Annotated in this window: 14 protein-coding genes; 8 read left to right on the top strand and 6 right to left on the bottom strand. The window is 69.0% G+C overall.

Going from position 1 to position 17453, the window contains the following annotated elements:
• Nucleotides 1–8 precede the first annotated feature (8 nt).
• Together ACFY2X_RS36900 and ACFY2X_RS36895 are read right to left on the bottom strand one after the other, a co-directional pair.
• Entirely contained in the window at nucleotides 9–1943 is a 1935-nt protein-coding gene (locus ACFY2X_RS36900; protein WP_389947719.1) for a sensor histidine kinase, read from the bottom strand.
• A 384-nt stretch (nucleotides 1944–2327) separates the two neighbouring features.
• Entirely contained in the window at nucleotides 2328–2810 is a 483-nt protein-coding gene (locus ACFY2X_RS36895) for a Clp protease N-terminal domain-containing protein (protein ID WP_389947718.1), read from the bottom strand.
• Nucleotides 2811–3023: 213 nt separating this feature from the next.
• Here ACFY2X_RS36895 and ACFY2X_RS36890 point away from each other — a divergent pair, with 213 nt between their 5' ends.
• Entirely contained in the window at nucleotides 3024–3362 is a 339-nt protein-coding gene (locus tag ACFY2X_RS36890) for a glyoxalase superfamily protein (RefSeq protein ID WP_389947717.1), read from the top strand.
• Nucleotides 3363–3386: 24 nt separating this feature from the next.
• Here ACFY2X_RS36890 and ACFY2X_RS36885 read toward each other — a convergent pair whose 3' ends face one another.
• Both ACFY2X_RS36885 and ACFY2X_RS36880 read right to left on the bottom strand, forming a co-directional pair.
• Nucleotides 3387–3926: an NUDIX hydrolase gene (locus ACFY2X_RS36885; protein ID WP_389947716.1), complete on the bottom strand. Its 540-nt coding sequence runs from the start codon at nucleotides 3924–3926 to the stop codon at nucleotides 3387–3389.
• A gap of 261 nt (nucleotides 3927–4187) precedes the next feature.
• Nucleotides 4188–5249, bottom strand: coding sequence for a leucine-rich repeat domain-containing protein (locus tag ACFY2X_RS36880; protein WP_389947715.1), 1062 nt, complete (start codon nucleotides 5247–5249; stop codon nucleotides 4188–4190).
• A gap of 75 nt (nucleotides 5250–5324) precedes the next feature.
• On the opposite strand from ACFY2X_RS36880, the gene ACFY2X_RS36875 reads away from it, so the two are divergent.
• Nucleotides 5325–5483: a hypothetical protein gene (locus ACFY2X_RS36875; RefSeq protein WP_389947714.1), complete on the top strand. Its 159-nt coding sequence runs from the start codon at nucleotides 5325–5327 to the stop codon at nucleotides 5481–5483.
• Between the two features lie 104 nt (nucleotides 5484–5587).
• Here ACFY2X_RS36875 and ACFY2X_RS36870 read toward each other — a convergent pair whose 3' ends face one another.
• Entirely contained in the window at nucleotides 5588–6838 is a 1251-nt protein-coding gene (locus ACFY2X_RS36870) for a CU044_5270 family protein (protein ID WP_389947713.1), read from the bottom strand.
• Nucleotides 6831–7436: an RNA polymerase sigma factor gene (locus ACFY2X_RS36865; RefSeq protein WP_389947712.1), complete on the bottom strand. Its 606-nt coding sequence runs from the start codon at nucleotides 7434–7436 to the stop codon at nucleotides 6831–6833. Before ACFY2X_RS36865 ends, ACFY2X_RS36870 begins: the two co-directional genes overlap by 8 nt.
• Nucleotides 7437–7737: 301 nt before the next feature.
• Between ACFY2X_RS36865 and ACFY2X_RS36860 the strand changes: the two genes are divergently transcribed.
• The 6 genes from ACFY2X_RS36860 (at nucleotide 7738) to ACFY2X_RS36835 (ending at nucleotide 17281) form a co-directional block, all read left to right on the top strand.
• On the top strand, nucleotides 7738–11091 hold the full coding sequence (locus tag ACFY2X_RS36860; RefSeq protein WP_389947711.1) for a S8 family serine peptidase: 3354 nt from the start codon (nucleotides 7738–7740) through the stop codon (nucleotides 11089–11091).
• A 138-nt stretch (nucleotides 11092–11229) separates the two neighbouring features.
• On the top strand, nucleotides 11230–12792 hold the full coding sequence (locus ACFY2X_RS36855) for a glycosyltransferase (RefSeq protein WP_389947710.1): 1563 nt from the start codon (nucleotides 11230–11232) through the stop codon (nucleotides 12790–12792).
• A gap of 18 nt (nucleotides 12793–12810) precedes the next feature.
• The gene (locus tag ACFY2X_RS36850; RefSeq protein ID WP_389947709.1) at nucleotides 12811–14706 is read left to right on the top strand and encodes a glycosyltransferase family 2 protein; all 1896 of its coding nucleotides are present in this window, start codon (nucleotides 12811–12813) and stop codon (nucleotides 14704–14706) included.
• 69 nt (nucleotides 14707–14775) lie between these two features.
• Nucleotides 14776–15789: an energy-coupling factor ABC transporter permease gene (locus ACFY2X_RS36845; RefSeq protein WP_389947708.1), complete on the top strand. Its 1014-nt coding sequence runs from the start codon at nucleotides 14776–14778 to the stop codon at nucleotides 15787–15789.
• Entirely contained in the window at nucleotides 15789–16553 is a 765-nt protein-coding gene (gene cbiQ / locus ACFY2X_RS36840; protein WP_389947707.1) for a cobalt ECF transporter T component CbiQ, read from the top strand. Before ACFY2X_RS36845 ends, cbiQ begins: the two co-directional genes overlap by 1 nt.
• On the top strand, nucleotides 16550–17281 hold the full coding sequence (locus tag ACFY2X_RS36835; RefSeq protein ID WP_389947706.1) for an energy-coupling factor ABC transporter ATP-binding protein: 732 nt from the start codon (nucleotides 16550–16552) through the stop codon (nucleotides 17279–17281). The genes cbiQ and ACFY2X_RS36835 overlap by 4 nt, the downstream gene beginning before the upstream one ends.
• The last annotated feature ends 172 nt before the right edge of the window (nucleotides 17282–17453 follow it).

Raw genomic sequence — 17453 nt, 5'->3', positions numbered from 1 at the left:
GCCCTGGATCAGATCACCGCTTTGATCACGGTGCCGCCCCCGGGCGGGGAGCTGATCGTACACGTGCCGCCGAGTTCGGCGGCACGCTCGCGCATCGATCCCAGCCCGACTCCGGCCCGGACGTCTACGGGCAGGCCCACTCCGTCGTCGGCCACCATGAGGTGCAGCCGCTCGTCCCGCTTCAAGGTGATCCGCACGTTCTCGGCGTTCGCATGCTTGCGGGCGTTGGTAAGAGCTTCCTGTGTGATCCGGTAGGCGGCCACCTCCACGGCGGCGGGCAGGCCGTACAGATCGCCCTCGATCGTCACGGTGACCGCCGGGGTGTCGGACTGGCCGGCCAGGGCCCTTACGGCCCCCGCCAGGCCGAGGTCATCCAGGGCGGGCGGGCGCAGGCCGTACACCAGGGTCCTGATGTTGTCGGTGACGTCGGCCATGCCGGTGCCCAGTTCGGCGAGCAGGCTTTCGGCGGCCTCGGGGGAGGCGCGCAGCGACAGGCGGACGGCGTTGATGGACATGGCCATGCCGCTGAGGGACTGACCCAAGCCGTCGTGCAGGTCGCGGCGCAGGCGGCGGCGTTCCTCCTCGCGAGCGGACAGGATGCGCTCCCGCGAGTGCTGGAGATCCGAGGTGAGCCGGACGCCGTGGGCGATGTCCGCGATGGCGGGCTTGAGAGCGGCGATCACCCGTTCGTTGTGCGCGGCGGGAAACCGTCTGGCCCCGGGTGGGCCGATCAGCAGACGGCCCACCTCCTCGCCGTGCCAGACGAGCGGCATCTCCCGAAACGCCTCGCCGATGTGGCCGCTCTCGACCCGCTCCGGTCGCCCGCCGGGTATCAGGACGGCGGCCCCGGTGACCACCAGGCCGTCACGGAGGATCTCCACCGCGACCGGCAGCGCGCTGGCGGGATCGGCGGAGCGCACCTCGCGTTCGAGGCGTCCTGCCAGCAGCCGCAGGTCGCCGGCCGTGCCGTAGAACAGCCGGTCCAGCAGGTGCCGCAGGTGACGGTGGAGCCGCTGGAAGAACGCGCCGGCCATCAGCGCGGCCCCCACCCCGGCGATCTGATGGTGCTCGAAGGCGAACAGGCTGGACAGGGCGACGGCGCCGAAGTAGGCCGCGCTCAGCACGCCGAGGATCCCGGCCGCGATCAGCGTGCGGCTGACCACGGTGTCGATGCCGTAGAGGCGATAGCGCGTGACCGCCAGGACGATGGCGGCAGGGATGGCCGCGGTCGTCACCATCGCCAGGAGGGAGAAGGGCATCCACTGCTCGACGAGCCAGTTGGCCGCGATCGCGTAAAGCAGCCAGCTGATCTGGCGCCGCCGTACGGCGTCCGCGAAGACGAACCGGACCACGAGCGACGACAGGCTGATGGCCTCGGTGATGTAGAACGGGTTCACCGGCGCGGAGATGATCCAGTCGAGTATTGGACCGGTCCAGGCCATCTCCAGGGGATTGGGGCCAAGCTTTGAGCCCGGCGGCATGCGGCGGCCGATGAACGCCACAGATTGGATCACCATGAAGCCCGTCAGGAGGGCTGCCACGGGCCACCATCGGCGTGAGGGCGGCCGTCCGTCGGGGTAGAGCAGTGGCAGCAGCAGATCCACCAGCAGGATCGCGAGCGCTCCCACACTGTTCGTCACGTAGATGACGTAGTGCAGGTCGGGGCGGTCGCCCTGGTAGGAGATCCACTCGTAGACGGCCTGGGCGGGGCCCAGCACCGCCATCAGGAAGCCACCGAGGAGCATCAGCCACCCCACGCGGAGTTCCGGACGCCTCAGCACCAGCAGGGCGCCGAGCACCGGGTAGGTGAGCCCGACCACGTCGTCGCCCGTCAGCACGCCGGGTCGCACTCGCGCCTCGGCGGGTATCGCGAACCGGGTCGCCGCGGCCGTCACGACCATGGCCACGGCCAACGCAGCCAGGGCGACCGCTAACCGGCGCATCCGGCCCTTCCTTGATTCATGAGGGATTTCCAAGGTGTGCCCGTGAGGATGATCGATATATGGGCGCGCCGATATCGGCGCCGTCACTTGTGATGGGCCCGCGGAAATCCACTTCACCGATTGCCGTTGTGCCCGGACCGCTGCTCCCCGCGACGCATGGACCAGAACTGGAGGGGATGTGCATGGGTTGAGAACGGAGTCGCTGGGACGGGGGACGTCGATGATATACCTCGGGTGCTGTGCGGCCCCATGTCGCGCCGGGGCCGCCCATGCCCCAGACCGTCGTGCCGCACGGTGGCTTCACCGAGGAGACGCCGAGGCCGTACGCGGTGTCGGCCACGCCCGCCGAGGGGAAAGGGGTACGGCGTGGGCCGCGCTTGGTCGTTATTCGCTCTCAGGGGTGAGCGTCTGCAGGAGGTGCGCGACCAGTTCCGTCCGGTCGACACCGGCCAGGGCGAGCGCGCGCGGCACGGTGCCGACCTGTGCCTGCAGGATCCCGAGCAGCAGATGCGCCGGTCGCAGATCCCTCTTGCGGTCAACGGACGCGAAGCCTCGTTCGAGCGCGAGCTTGGCCGAGGCTCCCAGCTGTGTCGGAGGCTTGCCGATGTTGCTCGGCCGTGGGAGGTCGAAGGCGGCCAGAGACACCCCGGCCGCGTTCAGGCTGTGCTCGAACTCGCGATCCAGCGCTTCGCGGATCGCTCGGTGATCGAGCCCGGCTGAGGTCAGGACCTGGCGGGTGGTGCTTTCCTCCTTGGTGGCGATCGCCAGCAGGAGATGGTGTGCCTCGATCGTCGCCGACCTGTCGTGGTGCGCATCGTGCCCTCCCAGCTCGATGATCGCGTTGATGTATTCGTCGATGGCGGCCATCGTCATCGTCTCCTCAGCGTCACACCGGCGGAGACAAGCCGCCTGGCGTGCTTTTTGTGGACCGCTTGGCGCGTCACGCCGAGCGTCTCGGCGACCTGCGGCCGGCTCCAGCCTGCTCGCATCGCCTGCTCGGCGGCGGCGTCTTCTATGCGGGCGGCGGCCCGGCGTTTTTCGGCAGTGCTTCCCTGCTCTGGGGACTGGGATGATGACCTCGTGGACGAAGAGGTCATCCCCATCCTTCGCGTCAGGGACGCCGGGAAAGCGGTCGACTGGTACGAACGTCTGGGCTTCGCCAAGCAGTGGGAACATCGCTTCCAGCCGGATTTCCCGGCGTTCGTCGAAGTCGCACGGGGCCACGTGCGGCTTTTTCTGTCCGAGCACGAGGGCGACGCCCGTGTCGGCACGTTGATCTATCTCCGGGTCCGTGACGTCGACGCTGTCGCCGCCGAGTTCGGCGTCCAGGTGGAGGACGCCTCGTGGGCACGCGAGATCGAACTCCAGGACCCTGACGGAAACCGGCTTCGCCTGGGAACGCCCAACGGCATCGACTGACACCTGTCAGGTCTGGCCGGTTGGTTATTGAGCGGGCAGAGGAGGTGCGGGTGGTGTGTTCTGTGTCGTCAGGGCGCGGTGGACGGCCAGCCAGGTCTTCTGGGAGCACGCCTGCTCCACTTCCGCGGGAGTCAGCCACGCCGCGCGGCTGCATTCCGAGCCCGGGGCAGGCACGGTCTCGGGGCCGTCCCCGGCAAGCCGCGCCACGAACATGACCATGAACGCCAGCGGGGGATAGGGGTAGTCGTCCGGAACCGGCCCTGTCAGTTGAATCCGGTTCCAGGCGAAGACGGAGAGCTGATCAGACTTCAGCCGCAGGCCGGTCTCTTCTTCCAGCTCGCGGACGGCGGCGTCGACGGGCGCTTCCCCGGCTTCGAGATGACCGCCCGGCAGGTCCCATCCTCGCTTGTCTCGCTCGACGTAGGTCAGGAGGGTCCGGCCTGACCTGTCGACGGCGAAGACGAAGGCGGTCGTGATCTGCTCAACGGGAGGAAGCCGATCGGAGAGGAAGACCTCCAGCCGGTGAGGGATGGGGATCCACGGCACAACCTTGCTTGCGATCATTTGATGGTTCATTCCCGTAGTTTTCCAGCATTGGCTGCGCCGGGTACTGCGACGTGTTCACGGCAGTGCTCGATCGGCGTGAGGCGCTCACGGCAGGAATCAGTCGTAGTTGCCCGAAGGCAACGGCCATGAACGTACGGTGCCTTCGACAACGGCCCTGGGACACGTCTTCCGCCACGCGGCGTGCAGCTTCTCCAGTTCCGCGTAGCCGAGGTAGTCGTGACTCGCCTCAGGGGCGGCCTCGCCGGCGCCGGACCGATCTCAGCGGAGTACGGCGCAGCCGCGCTGGACCAGGCGGTGGAGGACCTCCGGGTCGCCGTCGAGTTTGTTCCAGCGCAGATCGAGTTTCTCGAGGGCCGGCAGGTCGGCCAGGCTGTCGGGAATCTCGCGGAGCCGGTTGTTGCGCAGGTCCAGGTGGGTGAGCCTGGTCAGGCGGCCCAGGGAGGCGGGCAGTGACGTCAACCGGTTGTTGCGCAGGTCCAGCAGGCGGAGCTGGGACAGGTCGCCGACGGAGGCCGGAAGACCGGTGAGGGCGTTGTTCATCAGGTGAAGTTCGCGCAGGTCGCGGAGCCGGCCGACGGTCTCGGGAATCTCGCGTAGCCGGTTGCCGTAGAGCCGGAGCTCGCGCAGGGCGGTGAGGCCGCCGATGGCCGAGGGCAGGCCGGTGAGGCGGTTGTCGGTCAGGTTCAGGTAGGTGAGCCGGGTGAGCTTTCCCAGGGACGCGGGGACCGAGGCGAAGTGGTTGTCGCTCAGGTAGAGGTAGTCGGTGAGGTTGTGGAGGTCGCCGACGGCCTCGGGGATGCGGGTCAGCGCGTTGTGGCCCAGGTCCAGCATGCGCAGCTCGGTGAGCCCGCCGATGGCCTCCGGGATCTCGGCGATCGCGTTCTCCGCGAGGTTCAGGGAGACGAGGCCGGTCAGTCGCCAGAGCGACTCCGGTACGGAGCTCAGGGCGTTTCCGCCGACGGCCAGGTGCCGCAGGTTCCGCAGCCGCCCGATGTTCTCGGGAAGCTCGCCGATCGCATTGCCGTACAGGAAAAGCGTCCGCAGCTCGGGCAGCTTCAGGACGCCGTCAGGGAAACGGATCAGCGCGTTGCCGTCGAGGTGGAGGGTGCGCAGGGCGGTGAGACCGTGGAGATCCGGCAGGTCGCACAGCCGGTTGCCGTCCAGCTGGAGGTCCACCAGTTGTGACAGCCGTCCGATCCATGGCGGCAGACTGGTCAGCTCGTTCCAGGCCAGGTCGATGCGGCGCAGTTGAGCCGGGTCACCGGTGGGGGCGGGAAATTCGGTGAGTCCCGTGCCGGGGGCGTTCAGTTCGTGCGGCATGGGACTGGTCTCCTCGTTCGCCGGTGTGAATGCGAGGCGGGGTGAAGCGGAGCGGGCGGAGCCTGCTTCTCCTGATTGTTCGAAAACGCGCGGTGTGGCCATCCCCGGTTCGTCATGATCGCGGAGGCCTTCCTCGACAAGATTCTGGTGCGGGTGGGCTCGGAACCGGTGCGGCTGAACAAGGTTGCCACAGAGCTGGAGCAGCGGTTGCCGAAGGGCTGCCCCGTGGAGTGATACGACCTTCTCCAGCTGGTGTTTCGCGGTTCGGAGTACGGTTCCGAACCGCGAAACACCAACTGCGGGAATGGTCATCCGGCTCCAGCCGGGGTCTGGCGGCGTCAGCCGGACGTCGGGCCGGGCAGTGAGTCGGTGCTGTACCGGCGGGCGGGAAGCTCGGGCTCCTCATCGGTCCAGCCGGTCTTCTTGATCACCTCATAGGTGGTGTGCTGCTCGCCCTCGGTGGTGAAGGTCGACTCGAACACGAGTGGCTGCCCCGTGGCGGTGTCCACCACGAACCGGGACTGCTCGTTGGGGCCCCCCTGCCGGCTGACCGCCTGGCCGGTGCGGCCGAGCGGGTCGGTGACCTCGCCCTGCGCCGTCACACCGGGCAGCGAGGCGAGCATGCGGTACGCCGCGACCCGCACCTCCGGAGAGACCGGGAATCTCATGATGAGCTGCACGCCGGTCTCGTAGAGCTCGGCGTTCATGTCCACGCGTTCCGCGCCGTACCCCTTGGTGATGAGCCGTTCCAGATGGTCCCGCAGTCCTTCGGGGGTTGTCGGCAACCCTCTCAGCGCGGCCGGCGTCATGGGCGTGCCCAGCAAGGTCAACGTCTTGCCGCTGTCATCTCGTATGGCCTCGCGCTCGCCCGGCTTGGCCCGCAGCGTCACATCCGGCGTCCGGATGGATTTGCCGCCCTCGGTGATGCTCTTCCCGGGAATCGTCCAGCTCTGCGGAGAGCCGGCTGCCCGCCATGCTTCCTCGTCCTGCGGCGTCGCCGGCTTGGTCCCCAGGTCCTGCCTGATCACCCACGTGCGCTTGCCCGGCACCTGCGGGACCCATATCTCCACCGAAGTGGCCAGCTGGAGGGTGTAGCGGCCACTGGGGTCGCGTCTTTGATGGCCGCTGACACCGCTGCGCACCCAGTACGCCCCGTCCACAGGCGTCTTGGCGACCGAGTCTGCGGCGGCCAGAAGGATCTCCTTGGCCGACAGCTTCGTGACGGGCTGCCCGGGCGAGTGCGAGGACGACGCCAGAGGTGCGGGTCGCGGACCTTGCGCCGGGACTCCCGAGGCGACCACAAAGGTCACGGCGGCCGCGGCGCCGAGCAGGCCCATGCCAAGGGCGGTCCACCGGGCTGTCCGCGCCGCTCTCCGGGTCCGGGCGGTCTTTGCCGTGGTGTCGTCACTGTCTTGGAGAGGGGGCACGACGGCCATCTGGACGCTCCTCGGGAGGGTCTGCCGGGGTGTGCGGGGGGAGTCGGACTGGGTGGTGAAGGCGGCGGCGAGCCGGGCTTTGCCGTCGGCGATCACCTCCGGTGATGGCGGCGGTACCGAGAACAGCTCCCGGAGCGCGGTCAGGTCATCCATCTGAATCTCCAAACATGGGGTTGACGCCGCCCAGGGCCATTCGCAACTTCCTGCGGGCACGGTTGAGCCGGGAACCAACGGTGCCCGCCGGTATGTCGAGAGCCTGGGCGATCTCCTCGTAGCTGAGCTCAGCCAGCGCAAGGAGCAGCAGTACGTCGCGGTCGGCGTCCGGTATCGCGCTCAGAGCGGACGCGAGCTGCCCCTGCACGCCCGCGGCCGTCAGGCGGCTGGCCACCAGGTCCTCGTGCCCGGCATCGACCTCGTCGTCCGCTGACGCCCGTTGCAGGATCCGTAACTGGCGCGACTCGTGTCTGCGGTGCTGGGCGACGACGTTGGTGGCGATGCCGTACAGCCAGCCGCGGACGACTCCACGGCGCGTGTCGAAGCCGGTCCGGCTGTGGAAGGCCGCGAGAAAGATCTCCGCCGTCAGGTCGTCGGCGGTCTGCGTGCCCAGCCTCCCGGCGACGTACCGGTGAATCTTGGTGAAGTAGCGGTCGTAGAGCACCCCGAACCGCTCGGGGACGCGCAGGGACTCCTTGAGCACGTGTGCGTCCTCGGCTTCCTGCGGGGGATCGCTCACGTCCCATAGCGCACTCATGCGATTTCCTTCGCTTCTTCCCGCAGGAACGCCACGCGGGGCCACCACCATGCGATCGGAGCGGCCGTCAACGGCGATTTTCGTTGGGTCACACCCCTACTTCGCGAAACATCAGATTCTTCTTCACGCCTCGCACGGTCTTCGTCCGAAGGCGGGAACGGCCGAGGAGCCCGGCCGGGGTTCCGTGAAGAAGCGACGCGCGTCCCGCCAAGAAGGAGTGTGACTCGCAGAAAGGACAATCAATGACACCCCCCTTGGAAGCGGATGCCCGCCGGGCCGTTGAGGCGACGGAGAATCCGGCGTGAGGGCCGCACGTGGGAGCCGGGCCGCCGTTTCGCTCACCGCCGCGTTGCTGATCGCGGGTATGGGAACCGCACCTGCCACGGCGGGAGCCGCCGGGAGCATGGGGACGAACGGTGCGCGTCCCACCGCGGCGGTTCCCCCCACCGGCATCACGGCGGGGCCGATCCGCACGGTGACGCTGATCACAGGGGATCGTGTGACGGTCGCGGGAGACGGCGTCCAGGTGACTCCCGGCAAGGGCCGCGAGGCCGTCACGTTCGCCACGCAGGAGATCGGCGGGCGGCTTCGGGTCGTCCCGAGCGACGCCTTCGCCCTGCTGCGCGAGGACCGTCTCGACCCCCGGCTCTTCGACGTGACGACGCTGCTGGAGTTCGGCTACGACGACCGCAGAGCCGACCTGCCGCTCATCGTCGCGGGCTCCGGTACGGCGGCGAAGAGCGGTCTGCGACCGCACCTGGCCGCGCAGGGCGCCACGGTGACGCGCGACCTGCCCGCCGTGAACGGCATCGCCGTACGGCAGAGCAAGGCGGATGGCGCCCGCTTCTGGAAGGACCTGACCGGCGGCTCCGCCTCCCGCGCCTTGTCCGCGCCGACGGCCAAGATCTGGCTGGACGGCAAGGCGAGACTGCCGCTGGACGTCAGCGTCAAGCAGATCGGCGCACCCGCCGCCTGGGAGAAGGGATACACCGGAATCGGGGTGAAGGTCGCGGTCCTGGACACCGGCATCGACGCCGCCCATCCCGACCTGGCCGGCAAGGTGGCGGCGCGGGAGAACTTCTCCGGAGACTCCGACGATCGCGATCTCATCGGGCACGGCACCCACGTCGCCTCGACGATCGCCGGTAGCGGCGCGGCCTCCGGCGGGGTGTATCGCGGGGTCGCACCCGGCGCCACGCTGCTGGACGCCAAAGTGTGCGCCACGGAGTTCTGCGACGAGTCGGCGATTCTGGCGGGCATGCAGTGGGCCGCGGAGCAGGGTGCCAGGGTCGCGAACGTCAGCCTCGGCCTCCCGGACGCTCCAGGGCTCGACCCGCTGGAGGAGGCCGTCCAGACGCTGACCGAGCGGTACGGCATCCTCTTCGTGATGGCGGCCGGCAACTTCGGCGGGGACGGCACCGTCACCTCCCCGGGCAGCGCCGACGCGGCGCTCACCGTCGGGGCGGTCGACAAGTCCGACCGGCTCGCGAGGTTCTCCAGCCGGGGCCCCCGCGCCGGGGACTCGGCGCTGAAACCCGACATCACCGCGCCGGGGGTCTCCATCCAGGCGGCGCGGAGCAAGGACTCCCCGGGCGAGGGCTCGTACACGGTCATGTCCGGTACCTCGATGGCCACCCCGCACGTCGCCGGGTCGGTCGCGATCCTGGCGGGCCGGCATCCCGACTGGACGCCGGAGACGCTGAAGGCGGCACTGATGGCGAGCGCCCGCCCGCAGCCGGACACCGGAGTCTTCTCCCAGGGCGCCGGACGAGTCGACGTGGCCCGTGTGACGTCCCAGTCGGTGACGGCCGCACCCGGCTCTCTGAGCTTCGGCCTGCAGGCGTGGCCGCACGGAGACGACCAGCCGGTCACCAGGAAGGTGACCTACCGCAACACCGGCTCCGCACCGGTGACGCTGCGGCTCGCGACGCGCGCGATCGACAAGAGCGGCAAGCCCCTGCCCGCGTCGCTCTTCACGGTGAGTCCCGGCACGGTCACCGTGCCGGCGGGAGGTGAGGCGGAGGCGTCCGTCACCGCGGACACGCGCGGCGACGTGGCGGACGGATTCCTCGGTGGCTATCTCGAGGCGACCGCGGAGAGTGGGATATCGGTCAGCACGCCTGTCGCCGTCGTCAAGGAGGTCGAGAGCTACGACCTGACACTGCGGCGCCTCGACCGCGAGGGCCGGCCCTCCGGGAACGCCCTGACGTCCGTCTACAGGACCGACGTCAAGACAGAGGACTGGACTCCCGTGCAGATCGGGCAAGGAGACGACACGATCACCCTCAGGCTTCCCAAGGGCACCTACATCGTCGACAGCAGGACCGTCGACGACAAGGGCGTCACCATGCTCGTCCATCCGGGCCTGCGAGTGGACGCCGCGCAGACTCTGGTGCTGGACCAGCGCCTCGGCCGCCCGATCTCCGTCGGCGTGCCGGACACGGCGGCCACCCCCCTGCTCGGCGAGGTGACGTACTCCGGTGAGACCCTCGACGGCAGGCCGTACTACATGGGCTTCACCGGTGGTTCGTTCGACCGGATGTTCACCGCGCAGCTCGGCCCCGACCGCACGTACGACCTGCTCACCAAAGTCGCCGGGTCCTGGGCCACGCCGGATCCCGGCGGTGGCACGGAGAACAGCCCTTCCGTCTACCGGCTGGCGTGGTTCCTGCGAGGCAAGGTGCCCACGGGCTTCAGCAGGCAGGTCGAGCAGAAGGACCTGGCGACGATCCGCAGGGACTACGGCGTGCAGCGGACCGGCGCGCTCGCCCAGGCCGGGAGCGGCGCCTGGCCTGCCGAGGGCCAGTTCTTCAACATCCTGTTCGTGACGGAGTTTTCCACGCCCTTCACTCACACGGAGTACGTCAACACCGACGGCGGGATCCGCTGGAAGCACCTTTTCGTGGAGTTCGCATCCGACTACACCGATGGCGGGGACATGACCTCGCCTCCGATCCGGTACGACGCGAGGCGTGTCTACACCGAGAAGTGGAACCGCGGTGTTTTCGGGCCATCCCTCATCAATGGCATCGACGAGCCTGTCGTCACCCGCACCGACAACGTGATCACCACTCAGCCGCCGCTTTTCGGCGATGGAGCCGGGCGCAGCGGATACTCGCAGACGACGAAGCAGCACATCGCCCTCTACCGTGACGGGCGGCTCGTGGCCGATGAGCCGAACTCGTTCGCGCGGTTCGAAGTGCCGTCCGGCGACGCGGGCTACCGCCTCGTGGCCGAGGCCGAGCGAGGACCCGCGTCCGCACTGTCCACCCGCATGTCTGTCGTCTGGACGTTCCGCTCCGCCATGGGCCAGGACGGCACGAGGGTGGCGCTGCCGCTGTCCGTGATCGGATTCTCCCCGCAGCTGGACCAGCACAACATCGCACCGGCCGGAAAGGTGTTCAACGTACCGCTGACCGTGCGGACACAGCCGGGCTCTTCGGCAGGCGCGGTCCGGAACCTGTCCGTCGACGTCTCCTACGACGACGGCGCGACCTGGCAGGCGGCGAAGGTGCTGCGGTTCGGCGGGAAGGGCACGCTCATCCTGCGGCATCCGGCGGCGGACGGGTTCGTGTCGCTGCGCGCCAGATCCACCGACATCTCGGGCAACACCGTCGACCAGATGATCATCCGCGCCTACCGGATCGCCCGCTGAACCTTTTCCCTCATGTCGGGCCGTCACAGGGGGGAGCCGTCAATTCATGGGGCGTGCGTTACCGCAGGTGTTCCTGGGAGTGGCGGCCTGATAGAGGGGAATCCCCACATGAGGGGGGTTGCCGTGAAAGTTCCTGCGGTGTCAGTGATCATCGCTGTCTATAACGTCGAGGCGTATCTGGCTGAGTGTCTCGACTCGGTGGTGTGGCAGAGCATCGAGATGGATGCACTGGAGGTGATCGCGGTCGACGACGGGTCGACGGATCAGAGCGGGAGGATACTCGACGAATATGCCATGAAATATCCGGAGATAAAGGTGGTGCACCAGGCGCACTCCGGCGGGCCGGGCAAGCCGCGGAACACCGGCCTCGATCTGGCGACCGGGCGATACGTCTTCTTCCTCGACTCCGACGACTACCTGGGCCCGGAGGCGCTGGAGCGTTTGGTGACCATGGGCGACCGGAACGGTTCGGACATCGTGCTCGGGAAGATGGTCGGGGTCGACGGGCGCGTGGTGCCGCGGTCGATGTTCACCCAGAACCGGGATCGGGCCGACCTCTACCGGGACCACATCTACTACACGCTCTCGGCGCAGAAGCTGTTCCGCCGCGCGCTGATCGAGAAACACGCGCTCCGGTTCCCGGAGCACATCCGGTCGGGTGAGGATCAGCCGTTCACCGCGCGCGCCTACTTCAACGCCGACGTGATCTCGGTGGTCGCCGACTACAACTGCTATTACCTGACCTGGCGCGAGGGCGTGAACAACGTGACCAGGTCGGGCGTGCATCCTTTGGAGAGGCTGCCGCAGGTCGGGGAGATGATGGAGCTCGTCGGATGGCATGCCCCGCACGGACTGAACCGGGACCGGCTGATGATCAGGCACTTCAAGAACGAGGTGCTCAGCCGGTTCGGCCCGCGATGGCGTGGGTTCGACCAGAAGACCCGCGACCAAGTCTTCGACCTGGCGAAGCCGCTGGTCGATCGCTGGATGACCGAATGGATCATGAAGCGGCTGCCGCCATGGGAGGCCCTGCGCGCCTACTGCCTCCGGCACGGCCTGCGCCGGGAACTGGACGACATCGCGACTTACACGGCCGTGCGGGCGCACCGCGAGGCCGTGTTCGACGGAGACCGGGTGTTCGCCGGGTATCCGCATTTCCGCGACGAGGCCGCCATCCCCGACGAGCTGTTTGAGATCACCGACAGGGTCAGGCCGGTGGTCCGGCTGGAGGAGGCCCGTCTCGACCGCGGGACCGTCACGTTCGGTGGGGTGGCGTGCCTGGAGCCGGCCGGGCTGCCGAGCAGCGCGGAACTGGTCCTGCGACGGCGTGACGACCTCATAGAGCTCGTGCTCCCGCCCGGATCCCGGGGCGAGGCCGGATCCCAGGGCGAGGCCGGCTCTCAGGAGGAGACCGGCCCTCAGGGTGAGGAGAGCGGAAGGTTCGAATGCGTGGCGGACAAGGTGCCGCTGGGCATATGGGACGTGCACGTGCGGGTGTGGAACCAGGGGCTGGTACGCGAGATACGGCTCAACGCCGAACAGCACGGAGCGCCGAGGTTCAAGGGCGCAAGCAGGACGAACCAGTTGCTTTTCACCAGGTACGGCAACCTCAGCGTGCAGGTGGGGGAACCAACACCGTGGATCGGCCGCGCACGGACGGCTCTTCGTCACATACTGAAGCGCCATGCAATCGGAAAGTGACCGGTGAGGGGCGCGGCGGTGGCGGGGACGATCCTTGAGCGAGTCCGCACGGGATATGACGGTGTGGCCACGGCGCAGGACGCGAGCCGTTCCGACGTAGACGTCAGTGTGATCGTTCCCGTTCACAACTGCCGCCCCTATCTGGACAGGTGTCTGACCTCCCTGCTGGTCCAGCGGGTCAGCAGGGAGATCGTCGTCGTGGACGACGGTTCCACCGACGGCAGCGCCGAGCTGCTCGACCTCTACGCCTCCCATCACCGCGGCGTCATACGGGTCGTCCGGCAGGAGCATTCCGGCGGCGCGGGCCGTCCCCGTAACGTCGGGCTCTCCCACGCCCGCGGCAGATACGTGTTCTTCTGCGACGCGGACGACTATCTCGGTCCCGAAGCGCTGGAGCGGATGCTCGCGATGGCGGACCGCAACAACTCGGACGTGGTCCTCGGGAAGATCGTCGGGCACGACCGCAGGGCGCCGGCCTCGATGTTCCATGAGAACGCCGATCGGGCGCCGCTCGGGGACAGCGCCGTCTACAACAGCCTGAGCTGCTTCAAGCTGTTCCGCCGGGAGATGCTGGAGCGGCACACCATCCGCTTCGACGAGACCCTGCTGGTGGGGGAGGATGTGATCTTCACCACCCACGCCTACTGTCATGCCGACGTGATCTCGGTGGTCGCCGACTACGACTGCTACCACCTGGTGGCCCGTTCCGACGGCACCAGCATCATGCAGCAGCCGGGGAGCCGTGACCCGGTCTCCTGGCTGCGGATGATCAAGCGGCCGATCGAGCTGATGGTCTGCCATGTACGGCCCGGCTCGCTCCGTGACCACCTCCTCCGGCGTCACTTCCGGATGGACGCCTTCAGCAACCTGGGCAGGCCTTTTCTGGAGGCGGGGGAGGCGCAGCGCAAGGAGATCGCCGCCGAGGTGGCCGACATGTGCGAGCGGTGGCTGACCGAAGGGGTCCGTGACCGGCTGCCCGCCATCGACCGGAGCCGGATCGCCGCGCTCCAGGACATCGACCGCCTGGTACGGCTGGCGCACGTCGAATCAGCCGTGGTCCGCCGGGAGCTCACCGAACTCCGCTGGGGCCAGGAGGGGCGGCTGCTCGTCTCCGGCCGGGTCTCGCTGAGCGCGCTGGAGCGGGGCGACCGCCCGGAGCTCGCCGTGGGCCGCGTCGGACTGGTGCTGCGGCTGCGGAGCGACGCCCCCGAGCCGCCCGCCGAGCTCGCGCTCCCCGTGACCGGCGACGGCGAGGGGTTCACCGCTCTGATCGACGTCGCCGGTCTGCCCTCGGGCGTCTGGGACGTCTACGTGAACGTCGAGTGTGAGGGGGTCACGCGTCTCGCGCGGCTCGGTTCCGACCGGGACGAGCGGATAGCCCAGCCGGTGCCCCGCGTGGTCGACGGCGTCGTCGTCCTGCCCTACTTCACCCGGCCGCACGGCAACCTCAGCCTCGACATCGGCGGGCACGTGGTCAGCGTGCCCGGCAGCGTGCGGCTGACGCGGACCCGCTGGATGCTCGGGCACCGGCTGGCGCTCGACGGCGAGGTCGTCGTGGGCACGGCCACGCCGGGCAGGCATGCCGTACGGCATCTGGTGTGGCGAGAACGGTGGTCGGGGCGGGAGCGGCGTGAACCGGTCGCGGTCAGGGACGGCGGCGCGTTCGCCTCCCGGCAGGCGGTGGGACGGCTGGGACCGGGCACCTGGGACGCCTACCTGGAGCTGGACCTGGGAGGCCCGCCCACGCGTTTCCGGATCGAGGCGTCGGCGGAGAGCATCGTGCCGCCGCGCACGTGGTGGCGGGGCCTGGTCCGGCGGAGCGTTCGGCCCTACGCCACGGCGGGGAAGGGGCGGCTCAGCGCGGTCGTGCGCACCTTCACTCCCCGGGCCTTCCTCCAGCGGCTCCTGCGTTAATGCCACTTATTTGCAACTACAAGCCCATGGCCTAAAGTAAAGGGCGATTCCGCATTCCGGAGGCTTGTCGTGCACGTACCCGATGGCTTTTTCAACGTAGCCGTGTCGCTCTCAGCCGGGGTCGTCGCGGCCTCAGGGGTGGCGGTCTGCCTGCGCGGCGCCCGCCGCGAGCTCGACGACCGGGCCGCCCCCATGGCGGGTCTGGTGGCAGCCTTCATATTCGCCGTCCAGATGCTCAACTTCCCGGTCGCCGCGGGCACGAGCGGCCACCTTCTCGGTGGCACTCTGGCGGCGGTCCTCGTCGGACCCTATACGGCCGTGTTGTGCATGGCCGTGGTCCTGCTCGTGCAGGGGTTCTTCTTCGCCGACGGCGGCCTGACCGCGCTGGGCATCAACATCACGCTCATGGGCATCGTCGCCGTCGTGATCGGCTGGACGGTCTTCCGCCTGATCACCCGGAGCGTGCGGAACAGGGCCGCCGTCGCCGCGGCCTCGTTCGTCGCCGCGCTGGTCTCGGTGCCCGCCGCGGCGCTGGCCTTCGCCCTGCTGTTCTGGATCGGAGGCACCGCGCCCATCGAGGTCGGCACGGTCGCCGCGGCCATGGGTGGCGTGCACACGCTCATCGGCATCGGCGAGGGACTGATCACCGCGGTCACGGTCAGCACCGTGCTGGCGGTCCGGCCCGACCTGGTGTACGGCGCGCGGGGGCTGGCCGCCCCGCTGATCCTGCGCGACGCCGCCGGTGACTCCCTCGTCCCGCAGGAGGTGCCGGCCCCGGCCGCCCCGAGGCGCCTGGGCTGGTTCCTGCCGACGGGCATCGCGGTGGCGGCGCTGCTGGCGGGGTTCGTCAGCTTCTACGCCTCCTCCTCGCCCGACGGCCTGGAGCGGGTCGCCGAGGACAAGGGCTTCATCGGCCAGGCCACCGACCACGCGCTGGGCGGGCAGCCGCTGGCCGACTACGGTGACGCGGGCGGCATCCCGGTCGGAGTGGCGGGTCTGGTCGGCGTCGGCGTGACCCTCACGGTCGGCGGCGGCCTGTTCTTCGCCGTGCGCCGCCGTACCAGGCGGGAAGTCCCGGCCTGATGGGAGCGGGTCATCACCATCAGCTCTACCGGCCGGGCGACACGCCCGTCCACCGGCTGCCTCCCCAGTGCAAGCTGGTGGCGGTGGCCTGCTTCGCCCTGGTGGTGGTGGCCACCCCGCGCGAATGGTTCGCGGCGTTCGCCCTCTACGCCCTGATCCTGGTCGCCGTGGCTCTGGCCGCGCGGCTCCCGCTCGCCTTCGTGCTGCGGCGGATGGTGATCGAGCTGCCGTTCGTGCTGTTCGCGCTGGTGATCCCGTTCATCGGGTTCGGCGAGCGGGTGTCCTTCATGGGGGTGTCGCTCAGCGTGGCGGGTCTGTGGGCCGGGTGGAACATCCTGGCCAAGGCCACCCTCGGAGTGGTCGCGAGCATCCTGCTGGCGGCCACGACCGAGCCCCGGCTGATGCTGCTGGGCGCGCAGCGGCTCAGGCTTCCCCCGCTGCTGGTGCAGATCGCCACGTTCATGCTCCGCTACATGGACGTGATCCTGGACGAGATGCGCCGGATGCGCGTGGCCAGGGAGTCACGGGGCTTCGTGGCCAAGGACGTGCGGCACATCCCGGTGATCGCCCGGTCGGCGGGAGCGCTGTTCATTCGCTCCTACGAGAGAGGAGAACGGGTGCATCTGGCGATGCTCAGCCGCGGATACACCGGCTCGATGCCGATCATCCAGGACCTGTCCGCGTCGTCGCGGCAATGGCTGGTCGCGAGTGTGCTGCCGGGCGCGGCGCTGGTGGCGCTGCTCGGGACATGGGGGTTGGCATGACGCCGTCGCTTGAGGTGAGCCGTCTCGCGTACGCCTATCCGGACGGCACGCAGGCGCTGTTCGGCGTGAACTTCGAAATCGGGCGCGGGGAGCGGGTCGCGCTGCTCGGGCCGAACGGCGCGGGCAAGACCACGCTGGTGATGCATCTCAACGGCATCCTGACCGCCGGGCACGGCACGGTGACCGTGGCCGGACTGCCGGTGGCGAAAGACTCGCTCAAGGAGATCCGGCGGCGGGTCGGGCTCGTCTTCCAGGACCCCGACGACCAGCTCTTCATGCCGACGGTCCGGGAGGACGTGGCCTTCGGCCCGGCCAACCTCGGGATCCGGGGCGAGGAGCTGGAGCGCCGGGTCAAGGACGCGCTGGACCGCGTGGGCATGCTGGAGGCGATCGACCGGCCGCCGCACCACCTGTCCTTCGGCCAGCGCCGCCGGGTCGCGGTGGCGACAGTGCTGGCCATGGAGCCGGAGATCCTGGTGCTGGACGAACCGTCGTCGAACCTGGACCCGGCCTCCCGCCGTGAGCTCGCCGAGATCCTGAGGAGCCTCGACGTGACCGTGTTGATGGTCACCCACGATCTGCCCTACGCGCTGGAGCTGTGTGACCGGGCACTGATCCTCTCCGGAGGCGTCATCGCCGCCGACGGGCCGACCCGGGAGATCCTCGCCGACGCGGAGCTGCTCGCCGCCCACCGGCTTGAGCTGCCGTACGGCTTCGCGCCCCCTTAATTGGGCAGCTGTTAGGAGTGCGCGCGCGTGGGCGCACGTTCGATCTTGAAATGGATGCCGGTGATATGTGATGTTTGTGTCGCTATCTCCTGATCCAGTTGAATGATCGTGGAGTCGCAAGACCTCCCACGCGGTGATGGCAAAGTAAAGTGGGTCTGCCTCATGGGCGCGA

The organism is Streptosporangium sp. NPDC000396, from assembly GCF_042898655.1.
GTDB lineage: Bacteria > Actinomycetota > Actinomycetes > Streptosporangiales > Streptosporangiaceae > Streptosporangium.
This window is presented reverse-complemented; position numbering and strand designations above follow the sequence as displayed.

Bases quoted from the DNA above. Each gene is read 5' to 3' on its own strand.
- ACFY2X_RS36900 (WP_389947719.1), bottom strand. From the start codon at position 1,943: ATGCGCCGGTTAGCGGTCGCCCTGGCTGCGTTGGCCGTGGCCATGGTC.
- ACFY2X_RS36895 (WP_389947718.1), bottom strand. From the start codon at position 2,810: ATGGCCGCCATCGACGAATACATCAACGCGATCATCGAGCTGGGAGGG.
- ACFY2X_RS36885 (WP_389947716.1), bottom strand. From the start codon at position 3,926: ATGATCGCAAGCAAGGTTGTGCCGTGGATCCCCATCCCTCACCGGCTG.
- ACFY2X_RS36880 (WP_389947715.1), bottom strand. From the start codon at position 5,249: ATGCCGCACGAACTGAACGCCCCCGGCACGGGACTCACCGAATTTCCC.
- ACFY2X_RS36870 (WP_389947713.1), bottom strand. From the start codon at position 6,838: ATGGATGACCTGACCGCGCTCCGGGAGCTGTTCTCGGTACCGCCGCCA.
- ACFY2X_RS36865 (WP_389947712.1), bottom strand. From the start codon at position 7,436: ATGAGTGCGCTATGGGACGTGAGCGATCCCCCGCAGGAAGCCGAGGAC.
- cbiQ (WP_389947707.1), top strand. From the start codon at position 15,789: ATGGGAGCGGGTCATCACCATCAGCTCTACCGGCCGGGCGACACGCCC.
- ACFY2X_RS36835 (WP_389947706.1), top strand. From the start codon at position 16,550: ATGACGCCGTCGCTTGAGGTGAGCCGTCTCGCGTACGCCTATCCGGAC.